22 protein-coding genes and 2 tRNA genes are annotated in these 21,458 nt (G+C 62.8%); 7 read left to right on the forward strand and 17 right to left on the reverse strand.

Features of this window, described 5'->3' with window-relative positions; genetic code table 11:
• Positions 1-94: 94 nt before the first annotated feature.
• Together ABIE21_RS05410 and ABIE21_RS05415 are read right to left on the reverse strand one after the other, a co-directional pair.
• Positions 95-1,678 (reverse strand): hypothetical protein, encoded by a 1,584-nt coding sequence (locus ABIE21_RS05410; protein ID WP_354023747.1) that lies wholly within the window; start codon positions 1,676-1,678, stop codon positions 95-97.
• Positions 1,679-1,870: 192 nt separating this feature from the next.
• Positions 1,871-2,848 (reverse strand): hypothetical protein, encoded by a 978-nt coding sequence (locus ABIE21_RS05415; protein ID WP_354023748.1) that lies wholly within the window; start codon positions 2,846-2,848, stop codon positions 1,871-1,873.
• A 645-nt stretch (positions 2,849-3,493) separates the two neighbouring features.
• Between ABIE21_RS05415 and ABIE21_RS05420 the strand changes: the two genes are divergently transcribed.
• From ABIE21_RS05420 to ABIE21_RS05430, 3 genes are all read left to right on the forward strand, one after another.
• The gene (locus ABIE21_RS05420) at positions 3,494-3,940 is read left to right on the forward strand and encodes a hypothetical protein (protein WP_354023749.1); all 447 of its coding nucleotides are present in this window, start codon (positions 3,494-3,496) and stop codon (positions 3,938-3,940) included.
• 25 nt (positions 3,941-3,965) lie between these two features.
• A complete protein-coding gene (locus ABIE21_RS05425; protein ID WP_354023750.1) occupies positions 3,966-4,124 on the forward strand; it encodes a hypothetical protein in 159 nt (52 codons plus the stop codon).
• Positions 4,125-4,399: 275 nt separating this feature from the next.
• Complete coding sequence (locus ABIE21_RS05430; RefSeq protein ID WP_354023751.1) at positions 4,400-4,681, forward strand: hypothetical protein; 282 nt, start codon at positions 4,400-4,402, stop codon at positions 4,679-4,681.
• A 179-nt stretch (positions 4,682-4,860) separates the two neighbouring features.
• Here ABIE21_RS05430 and ABIE21_RS05435 read toward each other — a convergent pair whose 3' ends face one another.
• The 5 genes from ABIE21_RS05435 to ABIE21_RS05455 all read right to left on the reverse strand — a co-directional run bounded on the left by ABIE21_RS05435 (position 4,861) and on the right by ABIE21_RS05455 (position 7,979).
• Entirely contained in the window at positions 4,861-5,673 is an 813-nt protein-coding gene (locus ABIE21_RS05435) for a GIY-YIG nuclease family protein (protein WP_354023752.1), read from the reverse strand.
• A gap of 45 nt (positions 5,674-5,718) precedes the next feature.
• A complete protein-coding gene (locus ABIE21_RS05440) occupies positions 5,719-6,537 on the reverse strand; it encodes a Fic family protein (RefSeq protein ID WP_354023753.1) in 819 nt (272 codons plus the stop codon).
• Positions 6,538-6,572: 35 nt separating this feature from the next.
• Positions 6,573-6,770: a type II toxin-antitoxin system RelE family toxin gene (locus ABIE21_RS05445; RefSeq protein ID WP_354023754.1), complete on the reverse strand. Its 198-nt coding sequence runs from the start codon at positions 6,768-6,770 to the stop codon at positions 6,573-6,575.
• A 61-nt stretch (positions 6,771-6,831) separates the two neighbouring features.
• Positions 6,832-7,404, reverse strand: a complete 573-nt coding sequence (locus ABIE21_RS05450) for a hypothetical protein (RefSeq protein ID WP_354023755.1) — start codon at positions 7,402-7,404, stop codon at positions 6,832-6,834.
• Positions 7,404-7,979 carry a hypothetical protein gene (locus ABIE21_RS05455; RefSeq protein WP_354023756.1) on the reverse strand — a complete coding sequence of 192 codons (576 nt, stop codon included), beginning with the start codon at positions 7,977-7,979 and terminating at the stop codon, positions 7,404-7,406. The genes ABIE21_RS05450 and ABIE21_RS05455 overlap by 1 nt, the downstream gene beginning before the upstream one ends.
• A 929-nt stretch (positions 7,980-8,908) precedes the next feature.
• Between ABIE21_RS05455 and ABIE21_RS05460 the strand changes: the two genes are divergently transcribed.
• The 3 genes from ABIE21_RS05460 to ABIE21_RS05470 all read left to right on the forward strand — a co-directional run bounded on the left by ABIE21_RS05460 (position 8,909) and on the right by ABIE21_RS05470 (position 12,661).
• The gene (locus ABIE21_RS05460; RefSeq protein WP_354023757.1) at positions 8,909-9,220 is read left to right on the forward strand and encodes a hypothetical protein; all 312 of its coding nucleotides are present in this window, start codon (positions 8,909-8,911) and stop codon (positions 9,218-9,220) included.
• Between the two features lie 292 nt (positions 9,221-9,512).
• Positions 9,513-10,907 carry a competence protein CoiA family protein gene (locus ABIE21_RS05465; RefSeq protein ID WP_354023758.1) on the forward strand — a complete coding sequence of 465 codons (1,395 nt, stop codon included), beginning with the start codon at positions 9,513-9,515 and terminating at the stop codon, positions 10,905-10,907.
• 131 nt (positions 10,908-11,038) lie between these two features.
• On the forward strand, positions 11,039-12,661 hold the full coding sequence (locus tag ABIE21_RS05470; protein WP_354023759.1) for an SIR2 family protein: 1,623 nt from the start codon (positions 11,039-11,041) through the stop codon (positions 12,659-12,661).
• Positions 12,662-12,987: 326 nt separating this feature from the next.
• Here the strand turns inward: ABIE21_RS05470 and ABIE21_RS05475 are convergent, their stop codons facing one another.
• The 4 genes from ABIE21_RS05475 to ABIE21_RS05490 form a co-directional block, all read right to left on the reverse strand.
• Entirely contained in the window at positions 12,988-13,593 is a 606-nt protein-coding gene (locus ABIE21_RS05475; RefSeq protein WP_354023760.1) for a hypothetical protein, read from the reverse strand.
• 446 nt (positions 13,594-14,039) lie between these two features.
• A tRNA-Ile gene (locus ABIE21_RS05480) sits at positions 14,040-14,113 on the reverse strand.
• Positions 14,114-14,603: 490 nt separating this feature from the next.
• On the reverse strand, positions 14,604-15,836 hold the full coding sequence (locus tag ABIE21_RS05485) for a glycosyltransferase (RefSeq protein ID WP_354023761.1): 1,233 nt from the start codon (positions 15,834-15,836) through the stop codon (positions 14,604-14,606).
• Positions 15,829-16,788: a DMT family transporter gene (locus tag ABIE21_RS05490; RefSeq protein ID WP_436232305.1), complete on the reverse strand. Its 960-nt coding sequence runs from the start codon at positions 16,786-16,788 to the stop codon at positions 15,829-15,831. Before ABIE21_RS05490 ends, ABIE21_RS05485 begins: the two co-directional genes overlap by 8 nt.
• 40 nt (positions 16,789-16,828) lie before the next feature.
• Between ABIE21_RS05490 and def the strand changes: the two genes are divergently transcribed.
• Positions 16,829-17,395 carry a peptide deformylase gene (def, locus tag ABIE21_RS05495; RefSeq protein WP_354023763.1) on the forward strand — a complete coding sequence of 189 codons (567 nt, stop codon included), beginning with the start codon at positions 16,829-16,831 and terminating at the stop codon, positions 17,393-17,395.
• Positions 17,396-17,420: 25 nt separating this feature from the next.
• Here the strand turns inward: def and ABIE21_RS05500 are convergent, their stop codons facing one another.
• From ABIE21_RS05500 to ABIE21_RS05525, 6 genes are all read right to left on the reverse strand, one after another.
• On the reverse strand, positions 17,421-17,807 hold the full coding sequence (locus ABIE21_RS05500) for a response regulator (protein ID WP_354023764.1): 387 nt from the start codon (positions 17,805-17,807) through the stop codon (positions 17,421-17,423).
• Positions 17,804-18,718, reverse strand: a complete 915-nt coding sequence (locus ABIE21_RS05505) for a sensor histidine kinase (protein WP_354023765.1) — start codon at positions 18,716-18,718, stop codon at positions 17,804-17,806. The genes ABIE21_RS05500 and ABIE21_RS05505 overlap by 4 nt, the downstream gene beginning before the upstream one ends.
• Positions 18,719-18,769: 51 nt before the next feature.
• The gene (locus tag ABIE21_RS05510; RefSeq protein WP_354023766.1) at positions 18,770-19,081 is read right to left on the reverse strand and encodes an SHOCT domain-containing protein; all 312 of its coding nucleotides are present in this window, start codon (positions 19,079-19,081) and stop codon (positions 18,770-18,772) included.
• A 147-nt stretch (positions 19,082-19,228) separates the two neighbouring features.
• Complete coding sequence (locus ABIE21_RS05515) at positions 19,229-19,888, reverse strand: response regulator transcription factor (protein ID WP_354023767.1); 660 nt, start codon at positions 19,886-19,888, stop codon at positions 19,229-19,231.
• Positions 19,885-21,153, reverse strand: coding sequence for a sensor histidine kinase (locus ABIE21_RS05520; RefSeq protein ID WP_354023768.1), 1,269 nt, complete (start codon positions 21,151-21,153; stop codon positions 19,885-19,887). The genes ABIE21_RS05515 and ABIE21_RS05520 overlap by 4 nt, the downstream gene beginning before the upstream one ends.
• Before the next feature lie 141 nt (positions 21,154-21,294).
• Positions 21,295-21,367, reverse strand: a tRNA-Asn gene (locus ABIE21_RS05525).
• Between the last annotated feature and the right edge of the window lie 91 nt (positions 21,368-21,458).

The following is a 21,458-nucleotide window of genomic DNA, read 5'->3' on the forward strand; positions in this document are numbered from 1 at the left end:
TTCCTTGCGTAGGCGGTGGCAGGTGACTTATCCAGTGGCCGGTAAAACCAGCGCGACCGAAAGTAATCGATCGGCGCTTCATTCGCTCAATAGGCTATGGCTCGTCCGACCGCGCCTCGGGCCCAAGACCGAAACTTGCGCCACTCTTCTCCATGCGCGCGAAGAGCCCGATAGACTCCCACGTCTGGACTAGGAGCGGATTCTCGCGGCCGTTGGTTTGGTCAAGTGCAGGATTCAGAAGCATGACATTATCGTCGGCGGCGGTTGCGGCACTGAGTAACGCCTGTCCCAACTCCTTTGAGTTGAGGAGCACAAGCGCCTCGAGTTCTCCGATAGAGATCACTCCGATTGGGAAGTCAGCTTGTTTCAGCCGTTCACGAATAAGCCAATTCTGATTTAGGTAGAACGGCTCGAGCGTAATTACGATGCCCACTCGCGGCTTACTGATGTCGAGCTGTGGAAGCAACGCACTGATTAGCTCGATGTGGGCATTCGAGCGGTTCAGCTGACTAATACCCTTCCCGATACTCCCCTCGATGGAGCGCAACCAGTCCGCTCCGCCGGTGCGGACTGACTCAATCGGCTGCCGTGCCTTGCATTCGATGAGGACGAGCACGTCGGGCAGGTCCAATATCCAATCGCAGGAGTCTATTGAGTCCTTTCCCGATTTGTATCGCACCTCTTGGAGCACGTGACGCGGCCCCACGATCTGTCCTAGTTGTCGTCCGGTGTAATGCTGGAATACGGGTCCGAGTTCGTCAGCGAAGGATTTACGAAGTTCTGACGGCGGCAAGAAGTAAATCGACGGCGGGAGCGCCTTCGCGATAATGGCTTGCACCCACGGCGCTAGCGAGGTGGGCGCCACTCCTTCGATGAACGGTTTGTCTGTAAGCGGATTGAACGCAAATTTCTTGGCAGCGGAAGGCAATGGATCCTGCCATTCGCGGTTGACCTGCTTGAACGCTTCGACAGTCGTGACTAGGTGCTCTGTGTAGACGCGCCGAGCAGCCTCAAGCGAGAACACATCTGCTAGCTCTAAGAACGCCGGGGAGTCCAGTACATCGATCGAGACCTGACCATGCTGCTGCTGCGCCATAACGGAGAAAAGGAACACTGATTCGATGTAGTTCTCGAATGTAAGTCCACCCGTCAGGTGTTCGAACCATCCCGGCTTCATCACTTTCGGATAGAAATCATCAGGGAACTCGACGGCTGCGCCGAAAAGCAGGATCGACCTTGCAACCTCGGCAAGAACCGAGCGTTGTCCAGGAAACTGTTCGAAAAATACCCGGGCGAGGATGCGGGCTAGTCGATTGCGAGATGCCTCCCGGGATTCGGGCGATTCGACGGACCTTCTACTGTCCCCACTCTGCTTCGGCGCACCCTCCTCGTCGATCAGCAGGGCATTCATGTTGCAAAGTCGAAACAGAGTAGCCATGTCCGTACGGTGGACGTTGGGGCGCCCGAACGCGAGTGCCGTGCGCGCCACGTCCGCGACTGTCCAGGGCGTTACCCCAAGTGGTTTCCACTCTTCTAAATCCTCGCCCTTGGCGAATCTCGCTGTCACCGCTGCGGCCTGCATAAGCAAGCTGTCACGGTCTGTCTTTCGGATAGCCGATTTAAGCTGGTCCCAGGTGACATTTTGTGTAGTCTTGCGGCTGACATTTGTCGGCGTCATGGTCAATTTCCTTCATCTGTGGCGAGGTGGACATGGAGTCCAACAACACCCTTATGCACAACCCCGATGCTCTCGGGTCGAGAGCTTAGAACCGCGATGCAATACGTAAGTGCCTGACGACTAAATTTTGGCTTTGGCTTTGGTATCGGCAGCGCGGCATCGCTCTCACCAGCCCCTGCCAAAACCTGGGCTTTATGGATGAGCGGTCCAAAGGTAGCCGGTTGCGAATAGGCCGTCGGCAGCGAGAGAAGCGTCGAGTTCCTCCGTGCGGTGGCGCGCCTCGACCTCGAGAATCGCGGGTCTGGAGGTCCCTGCTACTCCGAATTCCAAACGAAGACGCCAACTGTCCACCTCCCCGAGTTCACTAAGCCGTTCACGGGGAAATGTCCATGTTGCTTCGATATTGGCGGTCCCCGGGCCGGATAGTTCTATGCCGTCCGCGCGCATCGCAACTCCGAAATTCACTACAGGACCGTTGGTGGGCCTGGAATAATGGATTTCCGTCCAATCCCTCAAATTGCCGCCAAGAATCGCTATGCGAGCAAGGTGACGAGGCAAGAATGCCGGATGTGGCGCAAGGTGCTCGAAGTAGATCTGGCAATCCAGACTCATCTGTACGATCGAATTTGAGTCGTGACCAAGATAGTTTGGCCTACCCAACCTCAGGGAAGCGCTCAAGGCGTCGAGAATGGGCACCGGAGCGGAAGGCAGCAGAAGCTGGAGCAGTTCGTGCCGATGCGCGCTCCTCGTCCTAGTGCCAACCCGGATGGGAACCTCTCGTTCCGCCCCGCCGTTCGGCACCTTGACCACATATGGGGTGCGATCTGTCCGAAATAATAGCGCCACCACAGAGTCGAACTCCGAAACGTGAATGTTCAGGTGTCGGACGAGTTCCGGCGCCGCCTCATCGAATGCGGACTCCATTTGCGCCCACCAGTCGGCGGGATCGACTGTTGCGGTCGAATGAATCGAACCGTCCTTCTCGTCGAGCCCGATCACATAGACCAGCCATTCGCCTCTCGACCGATTCGCGGCACCGGCAAGTTGCCGCGCTTTCTTATCGTCGGGCCAATCTCGTTTGAATTCGATCCGATCGTCTTCGCGCGCCCCATCCGCCTGGACCCTGCTAACTGCCTCAAGAACGAGAGCTTCAAGTTGGGTTGCGTTCATTTTCTAATACTCCACCAAGACGGTCCAAATCCCGGGAGCACGTGCGTCGGGAACGAGCGATCCGCCAACTAGTCGAGATAAAACGTCCGGGCACTGGATTACCGATCTGACTGGTGCCTGACTGATCCGCAACTACGCCCAACTCGCGCAACCCGATAGCTATGGGGGCCGATAGTAGGCATAAGTGCGATTATCGGGTCCAGAATACCCACCTCTTGAAGTGAGGTGAGGCAAAATAGCGAAACGTATAGTCAACTCGAATTTTCTGGTTCAGGAGCGAAAAAGGCGGTAGTGATTCGATACTGCCGGCGGCATCGGACGGGCTTCTTACCCTCGCCCTATAGGCTCGCGGAATACTGCGCCAAGCAAGCTTGGTCCGGGCAAACGACGATGAATGGACTTACCAGTGCTGACCTGCGCCTCATGCCACCGTGACTACGATCCCAGTGACGCTGCCGCGGTCAGCGAACACACAGACCCTGTCAAGGGCTGCGGTTGTAGGAGATGCAATGGGCGTCCGAGTTGCTACATGTGCCGAGGCGATTTCTGCAAGTGCTCGACTCACTGAGCGCGGCCGCGTCGCTCAGGACTGAAACCCCGCGTTGATGCCCTGCCCCGGCTACTCGCCTCTGGCATGCTTAGCGGATGGGCACGGTATTGGAGAATCTTCATGACTTTTGCGGCACCTGGTTCTACTGGTTCCCCGACTTCGCCCAGTCGCCCGGGTTCGCAGGGTGTCTCGCGGTCGGTGCCGCGGGCCTGGCGTACCACGGGACGACGAAGAACGCGCGCCAAGAGCAGTGGTGGAAGCGTGCGGAGTACGCGCTGAATCTCACGCTGTCGGCGGAGGAGACCACGCAGATCACCGGTCTCGAGATGCTCGACGCGCTCAAATCGAAGAGCAAGCGGGAGATCGCGTTCATCGACGCTGCGACGCAGTGGTTCCTGGATAAGGAAGCCGAACAGGTGTTCTCCGGGCCTGCCGTCGAGGAACCGCCTGCTGAGTTTTACGACGACGTACCGGCGCCGCCAGGCCGACGCGCGCGGATCCTCGGTGCAGTACGTGGTATTTTCAGCCGACCGAGAGCATAATGAGCAGAGGAACAGGAGGCACACCATGACGATGAACGAGATTCCGCTACGTCAGAGCGACAGCCGTCCGAGCCCCAAGGCGCAGGCAGTAGCCGCGCGCGTTCGTGTGAACGCAGACCGCCGCGGCGGCGTGAAGACGCCGAAGTGGATCGTAAAGCTCTCCCAGACGCCTGCAGCGAAGTAGCTCTCGCCTGACGCAATGAGCTTTTCAACGCCCGGGAAAATCGAGCGCACGTCTCCACGTCTGTCCGGTCTGCGCGATTTGACCGACAAGACGGTTCGCGACCAGATCGTATCTAAGGCGCGGAAAGACGCGGACGCCTCGCTAATCCGCCGCCGCCGTGCCGGCTCCCGCGGCACGCTGAATAAGTAGCGTTCATCCCTACCCTCGCGCGCGTGTGCTCAGCGATTCTCGTCTTCAGGGTCGACGCTGGCGGGCCTCACATCTAAGTTGTACTCATGTCCTTGCATGCCAGACATTGCGCGAAGGTGACCGCTATTGGGCTGGGGGTGGTGTTCGTGCCGGCTGCAGCGCTCGAAGGCCTCAACTATCTGGCGTGGGTGAACGAGGGGGTCAACGGTACGGCGTGGGCGCGCACGCCGTTCGCTCTCGGGTTCCTTCCGTCGGCATTGTGGTTGCTACCGGTCGTGCTCGTGGTGGCAGTCCTGGTGGCCTTCTTTTCCGGAGACGTGCCCGGCTCCAAGCCTGCAGCGGATGAGAGCGACGAGCAGTCGGCTTAGCTCTGCCACAGTGAAGGCCGTGTTCTGGGCGACCTCTCGTCAACTCGAAGCTGAGCGCGATAGTCGCCGATCAGTTCGAGCGCTCGGTTCCGCGTCGCCTACACATGCAAAGCACACGGTTTGATGACGCTGGTCGATCCGTTTAAGGAGTGAGCGTCGTCTGCCCCCGTTCAGCGCTCTCAGCCCAGGTTGAGCCCGTGCTTGCGCGTGTCGAGAGCGACCTTGAAGTGACTCTCCGCCGCGTTTATCGCGCTCATCGGCGTCGACGGATCGAACACTCGCAGCAGCGAGTACCGGAAGCTGTTTGGGTTGAGGGGCTTGAGCCCGACGTTGCCGCCGTGGCCGTTAGTGGCGTAGGTGCTCCAGCGCTGGAAGATGTTCTCCAGGCCGTCTGCCTTGCCGACGTACTGGCGTCCGTCGAGGGTGTCGGTGATCAAATAGATACCCACCACCGAGGACAGCGCCGTTTGCCAGGAGGCGTACCGATGCTCGCGCATCACTGCTTGTAGCTGCGCGTAGCTCAGGACAAGCCTGTCGAAGCCAGGGAACGGCACAGGCTCGGCGTCGGCTATCTCCATCACTGGGTACGCAGCAGCAGTGGGCCCGGTGAGGCGCCAGGTGCGCGGGGATCGCCAGCCGATCACGAGACGGTTCCGCAGGTCTGCCATGAGCTCAGAGACCACCAGGTCAAACGTGCGCACGACACCGTCGTTCGAGAGCTCGCCGCGGTTCTCGACCACGGCCCACAGGCGTGCCCTATCGCCGCCCTCGCGAACGAAGACGACCCAATACTTGGGCGGTGCGGGAGGGAAGACTCGCTGCACTGCGGACTGCTGGCCCGTGTAGCGCAGGATCTGCTCATCGGTGGAGTCAGCGTGGATGCCCTGCAGGCCGGTGTCATCGTGCTCTCGGACGAAGGTATGACGGATCACCTGCGCTTCCAGAGGGTCAATGCCGGTGCCGTGCAGGATCGTACCGAGGGTAAGCGTCATGGGCGAGTGGTTCTCCTTGAATTTGGCGGTGCCGCGCTATTCATTTCAGCCCAGCTGAGGATCTTCGTGCTCGTCGCCGGAGAGCGCGTGCGCGTTCAGCGTCATGTCCCGCAGCTTGGGATAGCGGTTCATGCGCGCAGCCTTCTTCCGATCCCGAGCAGAGGCGTGTTCGGTGAAGCCTTCGGTGCGGAGCATGTCCTTAACGCCCTCGTGCTCGCCCGAGACGTAAGCTCTGGCGAGCAGGTCGTTAAAGCGCGCCGCTTTGTCGGGGCTGTTCTCGTCTACGGGCACGACTAGCATCTCTAGCTTCGGTGCTCGGATGAGCACGCTGTTCGCGACAAACAACGCTGTGCGCTTGTTGCCGTCCTCGAACGGCTGCGCCTTGGCGATCTGCACGAACAGCTCGAGAGCCTGTTCTCGCGGGTCGGGCTTGGACATAGCCCTATCGATGATTCGCTGCAGGGCCGTGTCGCTGGTCGGCTGCGGTTCGTGGCGCCCGTACTGGGTGGAGACGCCGATGTGCTGTTCAGCCGTTCGATAGTGGCCCGGATTCATGGGGCCGCTGCGGGTGATCTGCGCGTTTACCGCCCGAACAAACGCGCTGTTGAGTGGTGCCTCTCGGTTGTCGATGATGAACTGCGAGACGTCACGGAGGTCCTCGAGCAGCGCCAGGTCAGACTTGGAGGTGATCCCTTCGAGGCTCCCCGACCGCAGGAAGTTCTCGGTATCGAGGCGGCCCGTGCGCAGACCGTCGAAAACTTTGCCCGAGGAATATACGACCCCCGCGAGATCGGCGACATTGAGCGGCGGAGCAGCATTAGTGCCTTTGCGGATCGGCGGCGTGCGCTTTTGTGCGTAGGGCATCACGGCCTCCTTGTGTGTGCGTTGTTATGTCGAGGTTAGCGCCGGGGGCCGAAGGTCTTCTTACAGACGTCACGGCGGTGTGCCACGTGGACCACGGTCACGACGAGCACGTCTTCGAGAATCTCGTACAGCGCGCGGTAGTCGCCGATCCGAATGCGCCAGGCGTCCTCCTCGCCGACGAGCTTCTTGCATCCGGACGGGCGAGGATCTCTCTGGGGTTCGCTCGTGTACAAGGGCTAGAGAGACGTAGGCGTCGCGGCGGAGCCAATAACCTGCGACGTTTGGTGCACCGAGCTACCGGACGGGATTGGGCTCTGGGGCTCGACTGCGCATCCTTGCCAGCAGGCTAAGAGCGGCGAGGAGGAACAGCTCGATCGCTAGGGCGACCGCGATGGTCCCGAGGAGTGGTTCGAGTGTTCGGTAGGGCCACCAGTCAGTCGCCACCTCCCAGATCGCGGAATCTTCGTACAAGCTGGTCCCGGACCACATTCCTCGTGACATCTCTTCCATACCCCCGTAGGTTTCGCGAATTCCGCAGCTGGGGCAGACAGTCGCCTCTACTCCGCCGGTGATGGACGGGTCGTCCTCAGGTAGCGGCGCCGTATCTAGAGTTGTATCCATCGTTGCCCGACCCCAACGCCATTCGGGAGTGCCGTCGGGGGGCGACCAGGCGAACGCCCATGACTGGACCCAAGCATCGTCAGTCATGCCTTGCGAGATGACAGGCGCCTCGAGGAGGAGATCCACGATGAGGGTGACCCGTAACCGGGTTTCGCCCTCATCGCTCACCACCCTCCCGAGCAGTGGCGTGAGCTCACCATCGAACGATCCAGCTTCGGCCACTGAGTTCGAATTCCAGTCGGACATCACGTACTCCCCGTCGCCGGACTTCCAGACGCCACGGAACGCCTTGACCCCTTGGTTCGCTGTGATCTTCCACGCAATTCGTCGATGTCATTCAGCTCTGGCCCAGGCGCGCCGCCATCCCACGGAAGTGCGAAGTTGACTTTGATCTGCAGTATCGGCTCTCGGAGGAGACCCAGATTTTGAAGGAAACTGCGCTCTTCACGCAGCTTCAAAGCGATGTTCGAGCCAGCGACGTGGGCGGCGGTGTAGAACTCCGGGTTCTTCGGCTCTGCGAATATCTCGACAACCCGCGAATTGTCACGCTCGAACGCTTGAGCTCGCGGAAGGATCCACGCTGTGACTCCGAGGGCCAGCGTAACGACGATGAGGAACGAAAGTGAGACGAACGCGCTTCGCCGCACGGCACTATGGCGGCGCGCTCGTCGGGTGGTTGCGTCGTGGAGGTGTCGGGCCGCGCGCTTGGCCTCCCGTTCCTGGTGTCTCTCGCGTCGTCGTGCTGCATTGCCCACGAGGATCTCCTTCTTTGGCCACTGGATGACTCCGGAAAGTATCTCGGTTACTCGCGTCTCTGTCACGTGGTTGGCCGCAGTGGTCCGGGATCATGTGGGCCCCTTCGCCCTTGAATCTGGCGCAAGCGCTAGGCAACGCATCTTCGCGAGCACGCCGAGCGCGGCCAAGAAATCAGCTCAAGAGGCAATGCGACCGAGATAGCGCCAAGGAACGGTTGCCGGGCTGTGTATGGCATGGCGGGGATTCCTGTCGAGGTCACCGAACGTGCCGTCGTTTTCGATCTGCTGATTTCGGAGATAGACGTGAGCACGGTGCCTGCCCGACTTGATGCTTCCGCTCAGCATTCCGACGCCACCCCCTCGCCATGGCCCAACTCTGACGCTATGTCGGCCACCGCCATCGACAGCTCCTCGACCGCAGCTGCCAACTGCTGGATCGCCTTATCGCTCGACTGCCCGACGGCTAGACCCGCAGCCGCCGCTGCCCTGAGCGCGTGATTCTCGGCGGCTTTGTTGCCATGGTCGGGCTCCTTCAGCCGGGTCTACCGAGCCTGTCGGTCCTACCGTTTGCTGTTGCCGTCGCGTGCTTGGCGTTGGCAGCGATAACGCCTCCGCAGGTGCGGGGATCGACCAGAAACAGCCAGGAGCAGCAGTCCCGACCGACGATGCTCGAAACTACTCCGGTGGGAGCAGCGACCCGACCGTTTTCGTCGGCGCGCACCACGATCCAGTCTGTACCGATGGGTTTGTTTCACGTCCGGACCAACGCGCCGAAACCAAAAGTCATGCACAGGGGACTTCCATCGGCTGCGATCGAGGTCTAGCGTCGCGACATGGATGATCTCGACACGCCCAACTGCGAGGTGTGCCTCACCAGGCTATGGCCGGCGGGCAGCGACGAGCACCCTTACTGGTGGTGCCCATCGTGCAAGGTCGCACGGTTGTCGTAGCCTGTTCTGGCATGGCCGGATGCTTCGTCACAATGAGGAGCACCAGTGGGAGCCGCGAAACGATACGCACACGTCGTCGACCGCAGGATGAGCGACAGCATCGCGCAACGCGTTATGGAGTCTGGTCCTCCGGTATCGCTCGGCAGCGAGGAGCTCGCGCTCGACCGAGTGCCGTTGACCCGAACGCCAAAGCCGTTAAGGGTGCACGTGTGGGTGCGCTACCCGGCCGGCTCGTTACAGGTCGACGCCGAGGCGGTCGCCTGGACCGCTCGTGCTGTCGCGGTGCGGTGGAAAAGCGGGGACGCCGTCCACAAGGCGTGGGTGTCGGCGTCTGCCGTCGAGGGAGACCGCGAGTAGCTACGCGCCGACGGCATGTGCAGTGAGCCTGCGCGAGACCGGCGACGACAGGCGAGTAGATGCGATAACAATACGGTGCACCGCCAAATCCCGCTCGGGTGCCAAACAAACCTTGTGTTTATTGCCTTCCAAACAATGCTGGCCAAACAAGCCTTGTGTTTATTGCCTTCCAAACAATGCTGGCCAAACAAGCCTTGTGTTTATTGCCTTCCAAACAATGCTGGCCAAACAAGCCTTGTGTTTGATGTGTAGCGCGAGAAGGGGTGTCGGCGCACCGCGCTAACATCCCCTCATGCATACGGCGGAAGAGCTGGAGCGTTTCCAACAGGGTGAGACACGTCATCTATTCGCCGCGTACCGCGACGGACGTCCGGGTCTGTATTATCTCGAGCAAGGCTCCGCCCACTCCGTTCGCGAGTACGCGAAGGCGAATTTACGTTGCGCGATAGCGTCCTGCGCAGCTCCCGAACTGACGACAGTCGGACGCGCCACAAGGCGCGACGGCTTTCGTCACTTGAACGACCCCCGCCTGAAGCATGGACTCGAGTCTGATTTTCACATTGCGGCGAAGGGAGTCATTGAAAGATGGGCGGCCGGGCAAGACACAACAATGTCGGCACGCCTCGAACAGGATCCCGATGGCACCCGTCAGCGGCGAGCAGACGTCCTCGTAACTTGGCGAGACGAGTCCAAGGTCGCTTTCGAACCCCAGTACAGCGGAATCTCGTTACTGGGATGGCAAAGGCGGCACGATTGGTACGTAGACCGCGGCATCCCCGACGTTTGGTTGTTTGGTCATGGCGGCCGGCAGCTTCGAACGTCCGGCGCCGGTGGGTTAGTGAAACTGAGCCAGGTGCAGCTCGCCGTCGCGCGCACCGCACCTGTTCTATGGATAAATCCAGACCAAGAGCTCATCGCCACGATTGACGTCAAGGGTTCGAAGCCATGGAATGGTAGGGAACCGCTCCGAGGCAGACTGTTGATCATCCCCGTTGACGAATGCGTCCTCACTCGACGCGGCCTCGAACACCCTGCGATTAGCCGTTGCCATGCTGAAGTCCTAGCAATGATCAATGAGGCCGAGCGCCGCGCTGCAAGTCACTTCGCCTCTCCGGACGATTTCGGGTGGACTGAAGCCGCAGTGAGCAGTCGGCGGGACAGAACCGTCTCGCAACAGCAAGCGTGGGACACGGGCACCCGAGTGCAGAAGGGGATTCGCGTTGGGCGAAGCTTGCGCGGCATTGTGGCCGCCGATGAAGGTTCGCAGCCAGATCGGCCGCTGACGTCGCGGGAGTTGGCGTTCTTATGGGCGAGCACAGCGCAGGCTCGCGCAGTCGCGGGAGAAGCAGGGCAAAAGTGGATGGGTTCGCCGCAAGGCCGGGCAGTCATCGCGAAGCTCGGGCCAAACATCGCTAGCAAAGTATTTCCACCCGTGCTGCCGCTACCAACAAATCAATGGCAAATGTTCGTGTTCGATCGATTCGTTTTGAGATGTCCCCCTGGTGCGAAGATCAACCTCGACTCCGCGGCCGCGGAAGTGCAGCGGCATTTTGCTGGACAAGAGCTGCCAGATACCTGCGATCTAGACGCTGCTCTGGTGGCCGACGCCGTCAGCGAGTGGTTCCAACACGCAGCCGGGGTGCTCGTCCGCCGACTTGGGCCGCGTGCATTTACCCGAGGTGAATAGTCCGCTTCGGGCGGATCGTGGGCCCGGTCGTCAGGCCCGAACCGACTCCGCGCTGAGCAACTACCGCGGGTCGTGGGTCGGCTGGTTGGTTTCACGTGGTACTCATGTCGAGACGCGACTAGGGGATCACGATGGTTAATGACAAGGGCCAACAGAGTCCGTTCGAAGAGCAGCTGCGACTTCATCTCAATGGATTCCCAACGGCTCCATTCCTGTTCGTGGGGAGCGGCTTCACACGCCGCTACGCCAAGACACCTGACTGGACCGGACTGCTTCGCGACTTTGCCGATATCACTGGCCGCCCCTACGAGCGATATGCCTCGGATGCCAATGGCAACCTTCCGCGGATCGCGAGTCTTCTCGGGGAAGACTTCCGCGATGTCTGGTGGGAATCAGATAGGTTCGCAGAGAGTCGTGCGGCCTACCCTTCGCCTTTGACCCGGCTTTCGCCACTCAAGATCGAGGTGGCACGGAAATTTGGGAATGTGACCGATGAGCTGCCTACCGAAGGCCCGCTCAATGATGAGTTGGAAGCCCTCCGCGTGGCGGTTGTTGAAGGCATAATCACCACCAACTACGACACCAGTCTGGAGTACGTCTTCACAGATTTCACTGTCTATGTAGGGCAGGACCAGCTCCTCTTCAAGGACCCGGCAGGAATTGCGGAGATATACAAGATTCACGGAAGCGCAAGTGACCCGGAAAGCCTCGTTCTTACTGCCGAGGACTATGACAGGTTCGACGAACGAAACCCTTACCTAGCGGCGAAACTCCTATCAATATTTGTGGAACATCCGATCGTGTTTCTCGGCTACTCAATGTCGGACAACAACGTTCGCAAGATCGTCACAAGCATCGCGTCAGTGCTTACCGCGGAGAATCTGGATCGGTTGGCCGATCGTCTCATTTTTGTAGCTTGGGAGCCAGACGTTGAGCCAGCGCTCACGGTCGGCAATTTTGACGTTGGCACCACAGTCATCCCCGTGCGATACGCCACCGTGCCGGACTATTTGGGAGTCTTCCAGGTACTTGGTCAGTTGCGACGCCGATTTCCTGCCAGGATTCTCCGACACCTACGCGAAGAGGTATACGAACTGGTGCGGACGAGCAAACCCACCGCGACAGTCATGGTTGCGGACTTGGAGTCTGACACTGACATCAGCGAGATTGATGTGGTGATCGGCGTCGGAGTGCAAAAACGCCTTGGGGAGTCAGAACGACTCACGTCCAAAGGTCTCACCGGGCTCAAACGTCGTGACCTTCTCGACGACGTGCTCAACTCGACACTCGATGTCGCCGATTACCCCCAGATCGTGCGCGAGGTGCTGCCAATTGTGGGACCGGCTCGCACACACGCGCCCGTCTTCCGCTATCTTCGCGGAGCTGGCCTGCTCTCTGATGAGGGCGTGGTACTCGAGAATGTTGACGTACCGAAATCGGTCCGCGCCAAAGCCCGGCTAGGAATAGGGCCGCTTAGAAACAAGGGATATTTTGGCGAGCGTGCCGCGAAGCTTTGGGCGCAACATGGGGATCTCAAGACGCTTATCGAGACAGCGCGACTTGCCGATACTCTGCTTGTTATCCCGAACTTGATGCCCGAGGACGTCGACCTCGATCTCTTGAAAGTTTTCTTGACGGAGCATCGTAACCTTCTCGATGAAGGCAAGCTAACAGATTCAACTCAGTGGGTTAAGTGCGTGTGTTTCTACGATTTCTTGGCGAATCGATCGATCGCGAAGGAAGCATCGCAATGACGTGACGCCCTGATTTCGGGGCGAGTTGGCGAACGCAGCAGTCCCCCGCTCAGAGAGCTTGTTCCGAGCCGGTCCCGCGTTTTATCGCCTCAACTGATCCGGCCGACGCTGCAAGACCAACCGGCAATTCGATCGCTTGAGAAGACCAACCGGCGGTCGAGCTCCAGGATGTCGAGGCGTTAGCACCCAAAAATACGCATACCAACTCGTCGCCGGGCCTTCCTTGCGGCTCGAATGCGATCGAGCATTTCACCGTCCTAGTCACGCGCGTCCGGCGGAAGTGTGGACCGCTGCTGTGGATCTGGTTCAGGGTTGAAGGTTGCGCTTTACAGTGCGGTTTGTTCCGCAGTTGCTTGCAGGGCTTCTTTCTTTCTCTCTCGCATCTCGTTGAGTCTCGCATAGTGAATCTGTACCAGGCCAATGATTGTCGCGACTCCAAAGCCCACAACGGCAATCAGGATAGAAAGCCAATCCGGCAGTGAGAGGTTAGCGACGGAGACAACGGCCATGAGTACGACTGCGAAGAGCGCTGCCAGAAACACTCCCTGAGGAACGCTGCTCTGTGCAGATCGGAAGTCCGCATCCGTAAGTCGAACCCCTTGGCCAGCGGGAGGCCGGCGTACCGTATACGCCCGGACTTCCAAGCCTTCGAGGGCTTCATCGAGCGCCGAATTGCTCTTTGCAAGTTGTGTTCTTGCCGTTCGTTCCCTGCTTCTTTGGGCTTCGATATCTCGCTCGATCGTCGCGAGTCTCGCGTCGCACTCAGCGACTATCAGGGCGAACTGAGCACTTTCGACAACGTCGGCACCGCGCCCAAAACGAGCGCGTTTCCGCTCAAGCTCCTTGACAAGCTCGACTCCCTGACCACGTAATCTGGATATTGCGGCGGTTGCCGCGACGATTTGCTCTGCATATCGGTGGGTCTCGTCCACGAATTCCTCCAGTGTGCCGGAGTGCGATTATGTCGGAGAAGTCCGTTGATACGAAGCCCCCATTTTCCTTGGGTGACGAACGTCGAGAATGGCTCTATCGTGTGAGGGCGACCGACGTGACCGCTAGCCGAAATCGCTATGTCCTGCCGGGGCTGTCCAGACGAAAGCGCTGACGACGAGCCCAGAGCCACCAGCGACGTGGCCAATAAGCCCATTGTCTTGCACGCGGCTTTCGAAGCCGATCAAGCGGGAACCGGGCGATTCCTCGGCACCGCAGCCGCTAAGTCCTGACGCACAGGTGCCTGGTCGCTCGTGAAGTGTAGATCGATTGCTGAACAGGATCGATTGCTTCATTAGACCGGAGTTTAGAGCGGAGTGTGTACCCATCGTCTTTGAATGCCGCAGATAGAATGCCGCTAAATTGCAGGTCAGAAGCCGTTTTTCAGTAGGGCGGACGGGACTTGAACCCGTGACCGACGGATTATGAGTCCGCTGCTCTAACCAGCTGAGCTACCACCCCGCGCACCGCCCCGGTCACCGGAGCGAGCGCAGGCGGCCCGAGAGCCGCCGCGCAATAACGATACAGGCTCGCGAGCACCGCCGCCGTGAGCACCGGCGCGAGGCGCCGCCGTGTTCGTCATTCCGGATGGTTCGCTCGCCCGCGCGCGACGGCCGCCGGATTCCGGGGCACCCGAAGGGCCCAGCGCCATCCGTCCTGAATGACGAGCGTCTCCGACGCCGGCCGTTGCTACCAGCGTCGCAAACGAGCGGGGCGGATGTCACGGCTCGAGCCGTCGCAAGGGGCAAGGGCGGCGCGCTTCGACTGTGCCGCGCGCCCGACGGCACGGGCGACAGTCACGCTCGCGGCCGCGTTCGTCGTTCAGGACGAATCGCCCGGAGACGGCGCGCGCCCGCGAGTTTCCGCGCCCCGGCGCACCCACGGCGCGCATCCGTCCTGAATGACCAACACGGCACCGCGAGGGAGTCGGCGAACGAACGCCCTACCGCGACTACTCGGCCGGCTTGGCCGCCGGGATCTCGATGTCGATCGCCGGGATCGGCTCGCCGCGGTAGATGGCCTCGAAGGTCGTGAGCGTGCGCTGGATGTCGTGCGCCGCGACGATCTTGAGGCTCTCGCGCTTGAACTTCTGCAACTCGTCCTCGGGCATGGTGAGCACGTCGGTGAGGCGCGCCGCGAACTCCTCGACGTTGCCCGGCTCGAACAGGAAGCCGTTCTCGCCGTCGTGCACGAGGTGCGGCAGTGCCATCGCGTTGGCGGCGACGATGGGCAGGCCGGAGGCCATCGCCTCCATGGTCGCGATGCTCTGTAGCTCGGCGATCGACGGCATGGCGAAGACGGTCGCACGCGTCAGGGCGTGACGCAGGTAGTCCTCCTCGGCATAGCCGGTGAACGTGACACGGTCGCGCACGCCGAGTTGCGAGGCGAGGGCCTTGAGGCTGCCCTCCTGCTCGCCGCCGCCGACCAGCTCGAGCTTCGCGTCGAGCGCGGGGTCGAGCTGCGCGAAGGCGCGGATGAGCTTGTCGAGCTGCTTCTCGCTCGTAATGCGTCCGACGAAGACGATGAGGTTGCCGGTGCGCGGTGTGAAGTCTGGCGTGTAGTGGTGCGCGTCGACGCCGCACGAGATCGCGAGCACGTTCTCGAGCTTGGTGTAGTGCTCGAGGAAGTCCGCCGCCTTGCGCGTCGGCGTGGTCACCGTGGCGGCCCTGCTGAACGATCGAGCGGCGGCGCGCCAGGCCATGCGGATGGCGGTGGGGACGACGAACGCGGGCAGCAGGGTGTGCTCGAGCAGGTTCTCGGGCATGAAGTGGTTGGTGCCGACGATGCGGATGCCGCGCTTCTCCGCCTGGTTCGACAGGCCGCGGCCGATGATGATGTGCGACTGGAAGTGCACGACGTCGGGCTTGACCTCGTCGAGGATGCGCGCGCTGTTCTTCTCGATCTGCCACGGCAGGGCGAAGCGCAGCCACGGGTGCGGGTACCAGCGCCAGCTCTTGAGGCGGTGCACCGTCATCTCCTGGCCCTCGAGGGTCTCGGTCCAGGTGCCGTACCTGCGCGTGGGCGCCGGTGCGACGATGTGCACGTCGTGTCCGCGCTCGACCAGCCCTGCGGCCAGGCGCGCGGCGAAGATCGCTGCACCGTTGATCTCCGGAGCGAACGTGTCGGCTCCGATGAGAATGCGCAGCGGCTTCTCGGTGGACGGCGTTTTCGGCGAATCAGGCAACGGTATTGGTTTCCTCTGTTGACGGCACGTGGACGCGAGACAGCAGGAACACGCCGTAGATGGCGATTCCGCCCGCGATGAGAAGGGCGAACATGGTCCACAACGGCGCGCCCGCCATTTCGTTGAGGACAACGATACCGATTGTCACGGCGACGATCGGGTCGATGACAGTGAGCCCGGCGACGACGAGGTCGGGCGGGCCGTGCGCGTGGGCAGACTGCACGAAGTAGGTGCCGAGGGCGGATGCAGCGAGCAGTGCCACGATGCACGCGATCGTGAGCCACTCGCCGGCGTCGGGCTTGAATCCGACGAGCGCGATCGTCGAGAGCCGGTCGATGACGGTCTTGGCCAGGGTGGCCACGAATCCGAAGAGCACCCCGGCTCCGACGATGTAGAACCCGGCCTTGAACCGCTTGCGCAGCGTGACGAAGATGACGGCGAAGATGACGAGAGTCACACCGAGCAGTATCAGCACCGTGGCCAGTTGCCGCTGTGTGATGGGGGTCGACTTGGCGAAGGGCGAGGCGAAGGCGACGAAGAGTCCGACGCCCGCGACGCTGAACACGATGGCCCTGATCGCCCTGCGGGTCAGTTTCACCTTGCTGATGCGCGAGTTGACGATGGCGGTGACGACGAGCGCCACGGCGCCGAGCGGCTGGACGATGATGAGCGGCGCGAACTTCAGGCTGAGCAGCTGCAGCACGATCGCGAGACCGAGCATCACCGTTCCGATCACCCACGACGGGCGCGCGAACAGGCCTTGCAACTGGCGCAGGCTGAGCCCCGCCTTGGCCCCGGAACCGAGGCTTTTCTCGACTTTGGTGACCCCGCGGTGCTGAAATTGGGTGCCCAAAGCGAGAAACACTGCCCCGACGAGTGCAAGCGGAATACCGATGTACTGGTCGGGCGTCAATGAAATCTGGTCTGTCAGGTCGCTGAGTTCTGGCGGCACCCGTCGAATCTACCCGCTGTAGCCCAGATATTCTTGACGAATGGCCGTACTTCCGATTCGAATCACTGGCGACCCCGTTCTCCACTCCCCCGCAGAGCTCGTCACCGAGTTCGACGACACGCTGCGCACCCTCGTCGCAGACATGTACGAGACCATGGAGCTTGCTCCCGGTGTCGGGCTCGCCGCACCGCAGGTCGGCGTCGGCCTGCGCGTCTTCGTCTTCAACTGGGTCGACGACGACGATGTGCTCTGGCGCGGCGAGGCGATCAACCCCGAGCTGTGGATCAGCCCGCCGCCGGTCGGCGAGGCCGACGAGGACGACGAGTCGGAGGGATGCCTGTCGATCCCCGGCGAACGGTATCCGCTGCGCCGCGCCGAACTCGCCATCCTGAGGGCCGTCGACCTCGAGGGAGAGCCGTTCGAGATCAAGGCAGACGGATGGCTCGCCCGCATCTTCCAGCACGAGTTCGACCACCTCGACGGCATCCTGTACGCCGACAGGCTCGAGACCAAGCACGCGAAGGCCGCCGCGAAGGCGATCCGCCGCAACGACTGGGGCGTCGACGGCCTCGAGTGGATGCCGGGAGTCGACGACCTCGACGAGTGACGCCGGTCGTGCCGTCGGCCGCCGATCAGGGGTTGGCGGCCGCCGCGCGCACGATCGACAGCAGCCGCTCCGGCTCGATGTCCTTGTAGACGATGGCGTAGACGCCCGCGTCGGCCGCCGACGGCACGTGGTCGTCGAGCTCGAGCGCCGTGACGAGGATGATCCGCGGTGCGGGCCCCAGTGCGCGCACCCGTTCGTCGCCGGCGATGCGCTCGCTCGCGACGAGACCGTTGACCCGTGGCATCCGCACGTCCATCAGCACCACGTCGGTTCTCGTCAGCCGCACCCTCATCAGCACCTGCGCGCCGTCTCCGGCCTCGCCGACCACCTCGATGTCGGGCTGGGAGTCGAGCACCATGCGAAAACCGGCGCGCTGCAGCGGCTGGTCGTCGGCGATGAGGACCGTGATCACTGCTGGTCCAGATTTACCCCGTGCACGCCGTTGTGGTACCGGATCGAGGGGAAGCTCGCCGCGATGGAGAAGCCCACGCCCGCGTTGAGCGTGGAGGTGAAGACTCCCCCGAACAGCTCGGTGCGTTCGCGCATCTCGGTGATGCCGGCTCCGCTGATGACCCCGGTGAGCGCGAACAGGTCGGCGTCGATCTCGCCCACGCGGTGCTGCGACGCGTCGTTGGGGTTCAGGCCCGAGCGGCGCAGCTCGTTGCGCACCCCGTCGTCGTCGACGCGCAGTTGGAAGCCCTCGTCGGTCCAGGTGAAGACCACGGTGACCTGGGTGCCCTCCCCGCCGTGCTTGAGGGCGTTGTCGAGCGACTCCTGCAGGATGCGGTACACGGCGAGCTCCGCGCCGGGGTTGAGGTCGTAGCGGTCACCGGTCTCCTCGAAGGTGATGCGCAGGCCGGCCTCGGTCATGACCTTGATCAGGGTGCAGATGCTCTTGATCCGCGGGTGCACGTCGACGTCGACTTCACCCTCGCGCACGACGGTCATCACACGGCGCAGGTCGGCGAGGGTCGACCGGGCGACGTCTCCGATGACGGATGCGGCGCGCACGGCGGCGGTCGGGTCGGACTCGCCGGCGTAGCGGGCTCCGTCGGCCTGGCCGATAATGACCGACATGTCGTGCACTGCGACCTCGTGCAGTTCGCGGATGATGCGCAGCCGGCCGGTCTGCTCGGCGAGCGAGAGTTCGATGTCGATGCGCTCGCGTTCGAGACGGATGCGCCTGGCGGTCTCGCGCGACCTCGCCCGGCGCGCGCGCAGCCACAGCACGAGTACGACGAGCGCCACGATGAGCAGTGTCGCGGCGGCGGCGGCCAGCGCGATGATGAGAACCATCGAGTTCTCGGCGATCCAGGTGTTCACGATCGTCTCCCTCTCGGCCGGATTCGGCCAAGAGAGAGACTATCGCGTGCCCTACTTCGCCGAGGGATCGCGGTAGGAGTTGGCGCGCAGCACCTCGAGGCGTGCGCGGTACTCCTTCTCCTCGATGTCGCCCTGCGCGAAGCGCTCGGCGAGCGTCGACTCGGCCGAGCGGGCGGGCTGAGCCCAGTGCGGCCCGTGCCCGTTGTTCCACGCCGCCCAGCGTGCCCGGCGGGCGAGCAGGAAGAAGAGCGCGAGCACGCCGATCCAGAACAACGGGATCAGCAGGAAGAACCAGCCGAAGCCGGCGCCCCAGGGACCTGCGGTGTGAGCGGCGATCGCCGCGGTGTCCAGTGTCGTCAACACGGTGTGTCCATTCGTCGGTGTGTCTGTTCGTGCCCGGGCTCCGGCGGAACCCGCTGGAACCAGACTTCCCGCGTCGACGAGCCGGCGAATCTGCCGACGGGCGGCACCTCGGCTACTCCACCCGGAGCATCCGCGGGGCTCTCTCTACTACCTGCCGGGCACGACCAGCCCGGTCTCGTACGCCACGACGACGAGTTGCACCCGGTCGCGGGCCGCGAGCTTCGACATGATGCGCGAGACGTGGGTCTTCGCGGTGAGCGGGCTCAGGAACAGCGACCGGCCGATCTCGTCGTTGGTGAGCCCGAGGCCCACGAGTCCGAGCACTTCGCGCTCCCGGTCGGTGAGCACCGACAGTTGCGCGGCGTCGGGCGTCTCGCGCAGGTCGCCCGAGATGCGCTCGAGCAGGCGCTTGGTCACCCCGGGGCTGAGCAGGGCGTCTCCGCCGGCGACGACCCGCACGGCCCGGATCAGCTCGACCGGTTCTGTGTCTTTGACGAGGAACCCGCTCGCCCCGGCCCGGATCGCCTGTCCGACGTACTCGTCGAGTTCGAAGGTCGTGACGATGACGATGTGCGTGTTCGAGAGTGCGGGGTCGGCGGCGATCTGCTCGGTCGCCCAGAGGCCGTCGCCGTCGGGCATGCGGATGTCCATGAGCACGACGTCGGGACGCTGCGCGGTCACGAGAGCCACCGCCTCGACGCCCGTTCCGGCCTCGCCGACGACCTCGATGTCGTTCTCCGACTCGAGGAGGCTGCGGAAGCCGCCGCGGATGAGCTGCTGGTCGTCGGCGATGGCCACACGGATCACGGGAGGGCCTCTTTCTTCGGGATGGTGGCGGTGACCCGGAAGCCGCCGGTCGGCAGCGGGCCCGCGTCGAGGGTGCCGCCCAGGAGCTCGGCGCGTTCGTGCATGCCCAGCAGGCCGCGGCCGCCGGCGTGGTCGCCGCCCGCGGCCGGTCCGGTGCCGTCGTCGGTGACGACGATCGAGTAGCTGCTCTCGTCGTGTGTCAGCGTGACGCGCACCGACCGGGCGTGGGCGTGCCGCACGACGTTGGTGAGCGACTCCTGCACGATGCGGTAGATCGCGAGCTGAACGGCCTGCGGAACGTCGCTCAGCTCGTCGACGAGGGTCACGTCGATCCCCTGGGAGGTGACGGATGCCGCGAGCCCGGGCAGTCTCGACAGATCGGGTTCGGGCACGAGCGGAGCGCTCGGGTCGGCGCCTCCCTCGGCCCTGAGCACCCCGAGCACCGACCGAACCTCGTCGAGGGCCGTCTTGCTGGTCTCCTTGATGCTGGCCAGGGCCGCGGCCGCCTTCTCGGGCTGCTTGTCCATGAGGTGCAGCCCCACACCCGCCTGCACGTTGATCTGGCTGAGCGAGTGCGCGAGGACGTCGTGCAGCTCGCGCGCGATGCGCACCCGTTCCGCCTGCAGCTCCGACTGCCTGCGTGAGGCTATGGTGCTCTCGAACTGCTTGCGCTGCTCGCGGCGGGTGCGCAGCCCCTCGGCGGCGCCGACGATGAGCAGGATGCCGACGGTGGTGCCGGCGATGCGCCACGGCTGCCAGACGAGACCGACGACGGCCGAGAGCGCGATCGTGCTCACCCAGGTCACGGCGATCGAGACCCACGCCCAGATCCGGGCGCCGCGCACGATCGCCGAGCCGATGGCGAAGGCGAAGGCGATGTAGGGCGGGCCGTCGCTGTCGCCGGCGAGCAGCAGGTCTACACCCGCTGCCGCCGCGACCACCGCGACGACCGGACCGGGAAACCGGCGCGCGCCGATCAGCGCGAGGGGGCCGACCAGGGCGAGCGCGAGGGCGGGCAGCAGCTCGGCCGGAGTCGCGGCCGTCGGCTGCAGCTGCCGGCCGCCGCCGCCCTGCCAGTCGAAGAACACGTTCGGAACCTGCACGAAGAACGAGATGAGCACGGGCAGCCAGAGCCGAACCCAGCGCGGTGTGTGGGTGCTGTAGCGCCCGGCCGGGATCTCGGGATTCCACGGGCCGTGCCAGTCGCCGGGGCCGCCTACCACACCGCTTCGGGCGTGGGCGCGGAAACGACCCTCGAATGGCATACCGTCAGCCTAGGCGCGCGGCCGACCCGGGGCATCCGCTGCCCGGATGCGCGCGCCTACTCCCCCGGGAGTAGGCGCCTGGCGGGTGAGGGGTTAAAGAAGAAAAGCCATGGAGGGTGGAGCCCCACATGGCTTTTCTCGCTCCTCGACTTGGACTCGAACCAAGAACCTACGCATTAACAGTGCGTTGCTCTGCCAATTGAGCTATCGAGGATTGGCTGAAACAGCTTGGCTACTTTACCAAAGGTTTTTACCCGAAATGACCGATTCCGACTCGTTTACGACCGAGATCCGCGAATTTCCGC

Origin of the sequence: Conyzicola nivalis, assembly GCF_040548875.1 — a bacterium.
GTDB lineage: Bacteria > Actinomycetota > Actinomycetes > Actinomycetales > Microbacteriaceae > Conyzicola > Conyzicola nivalis_A.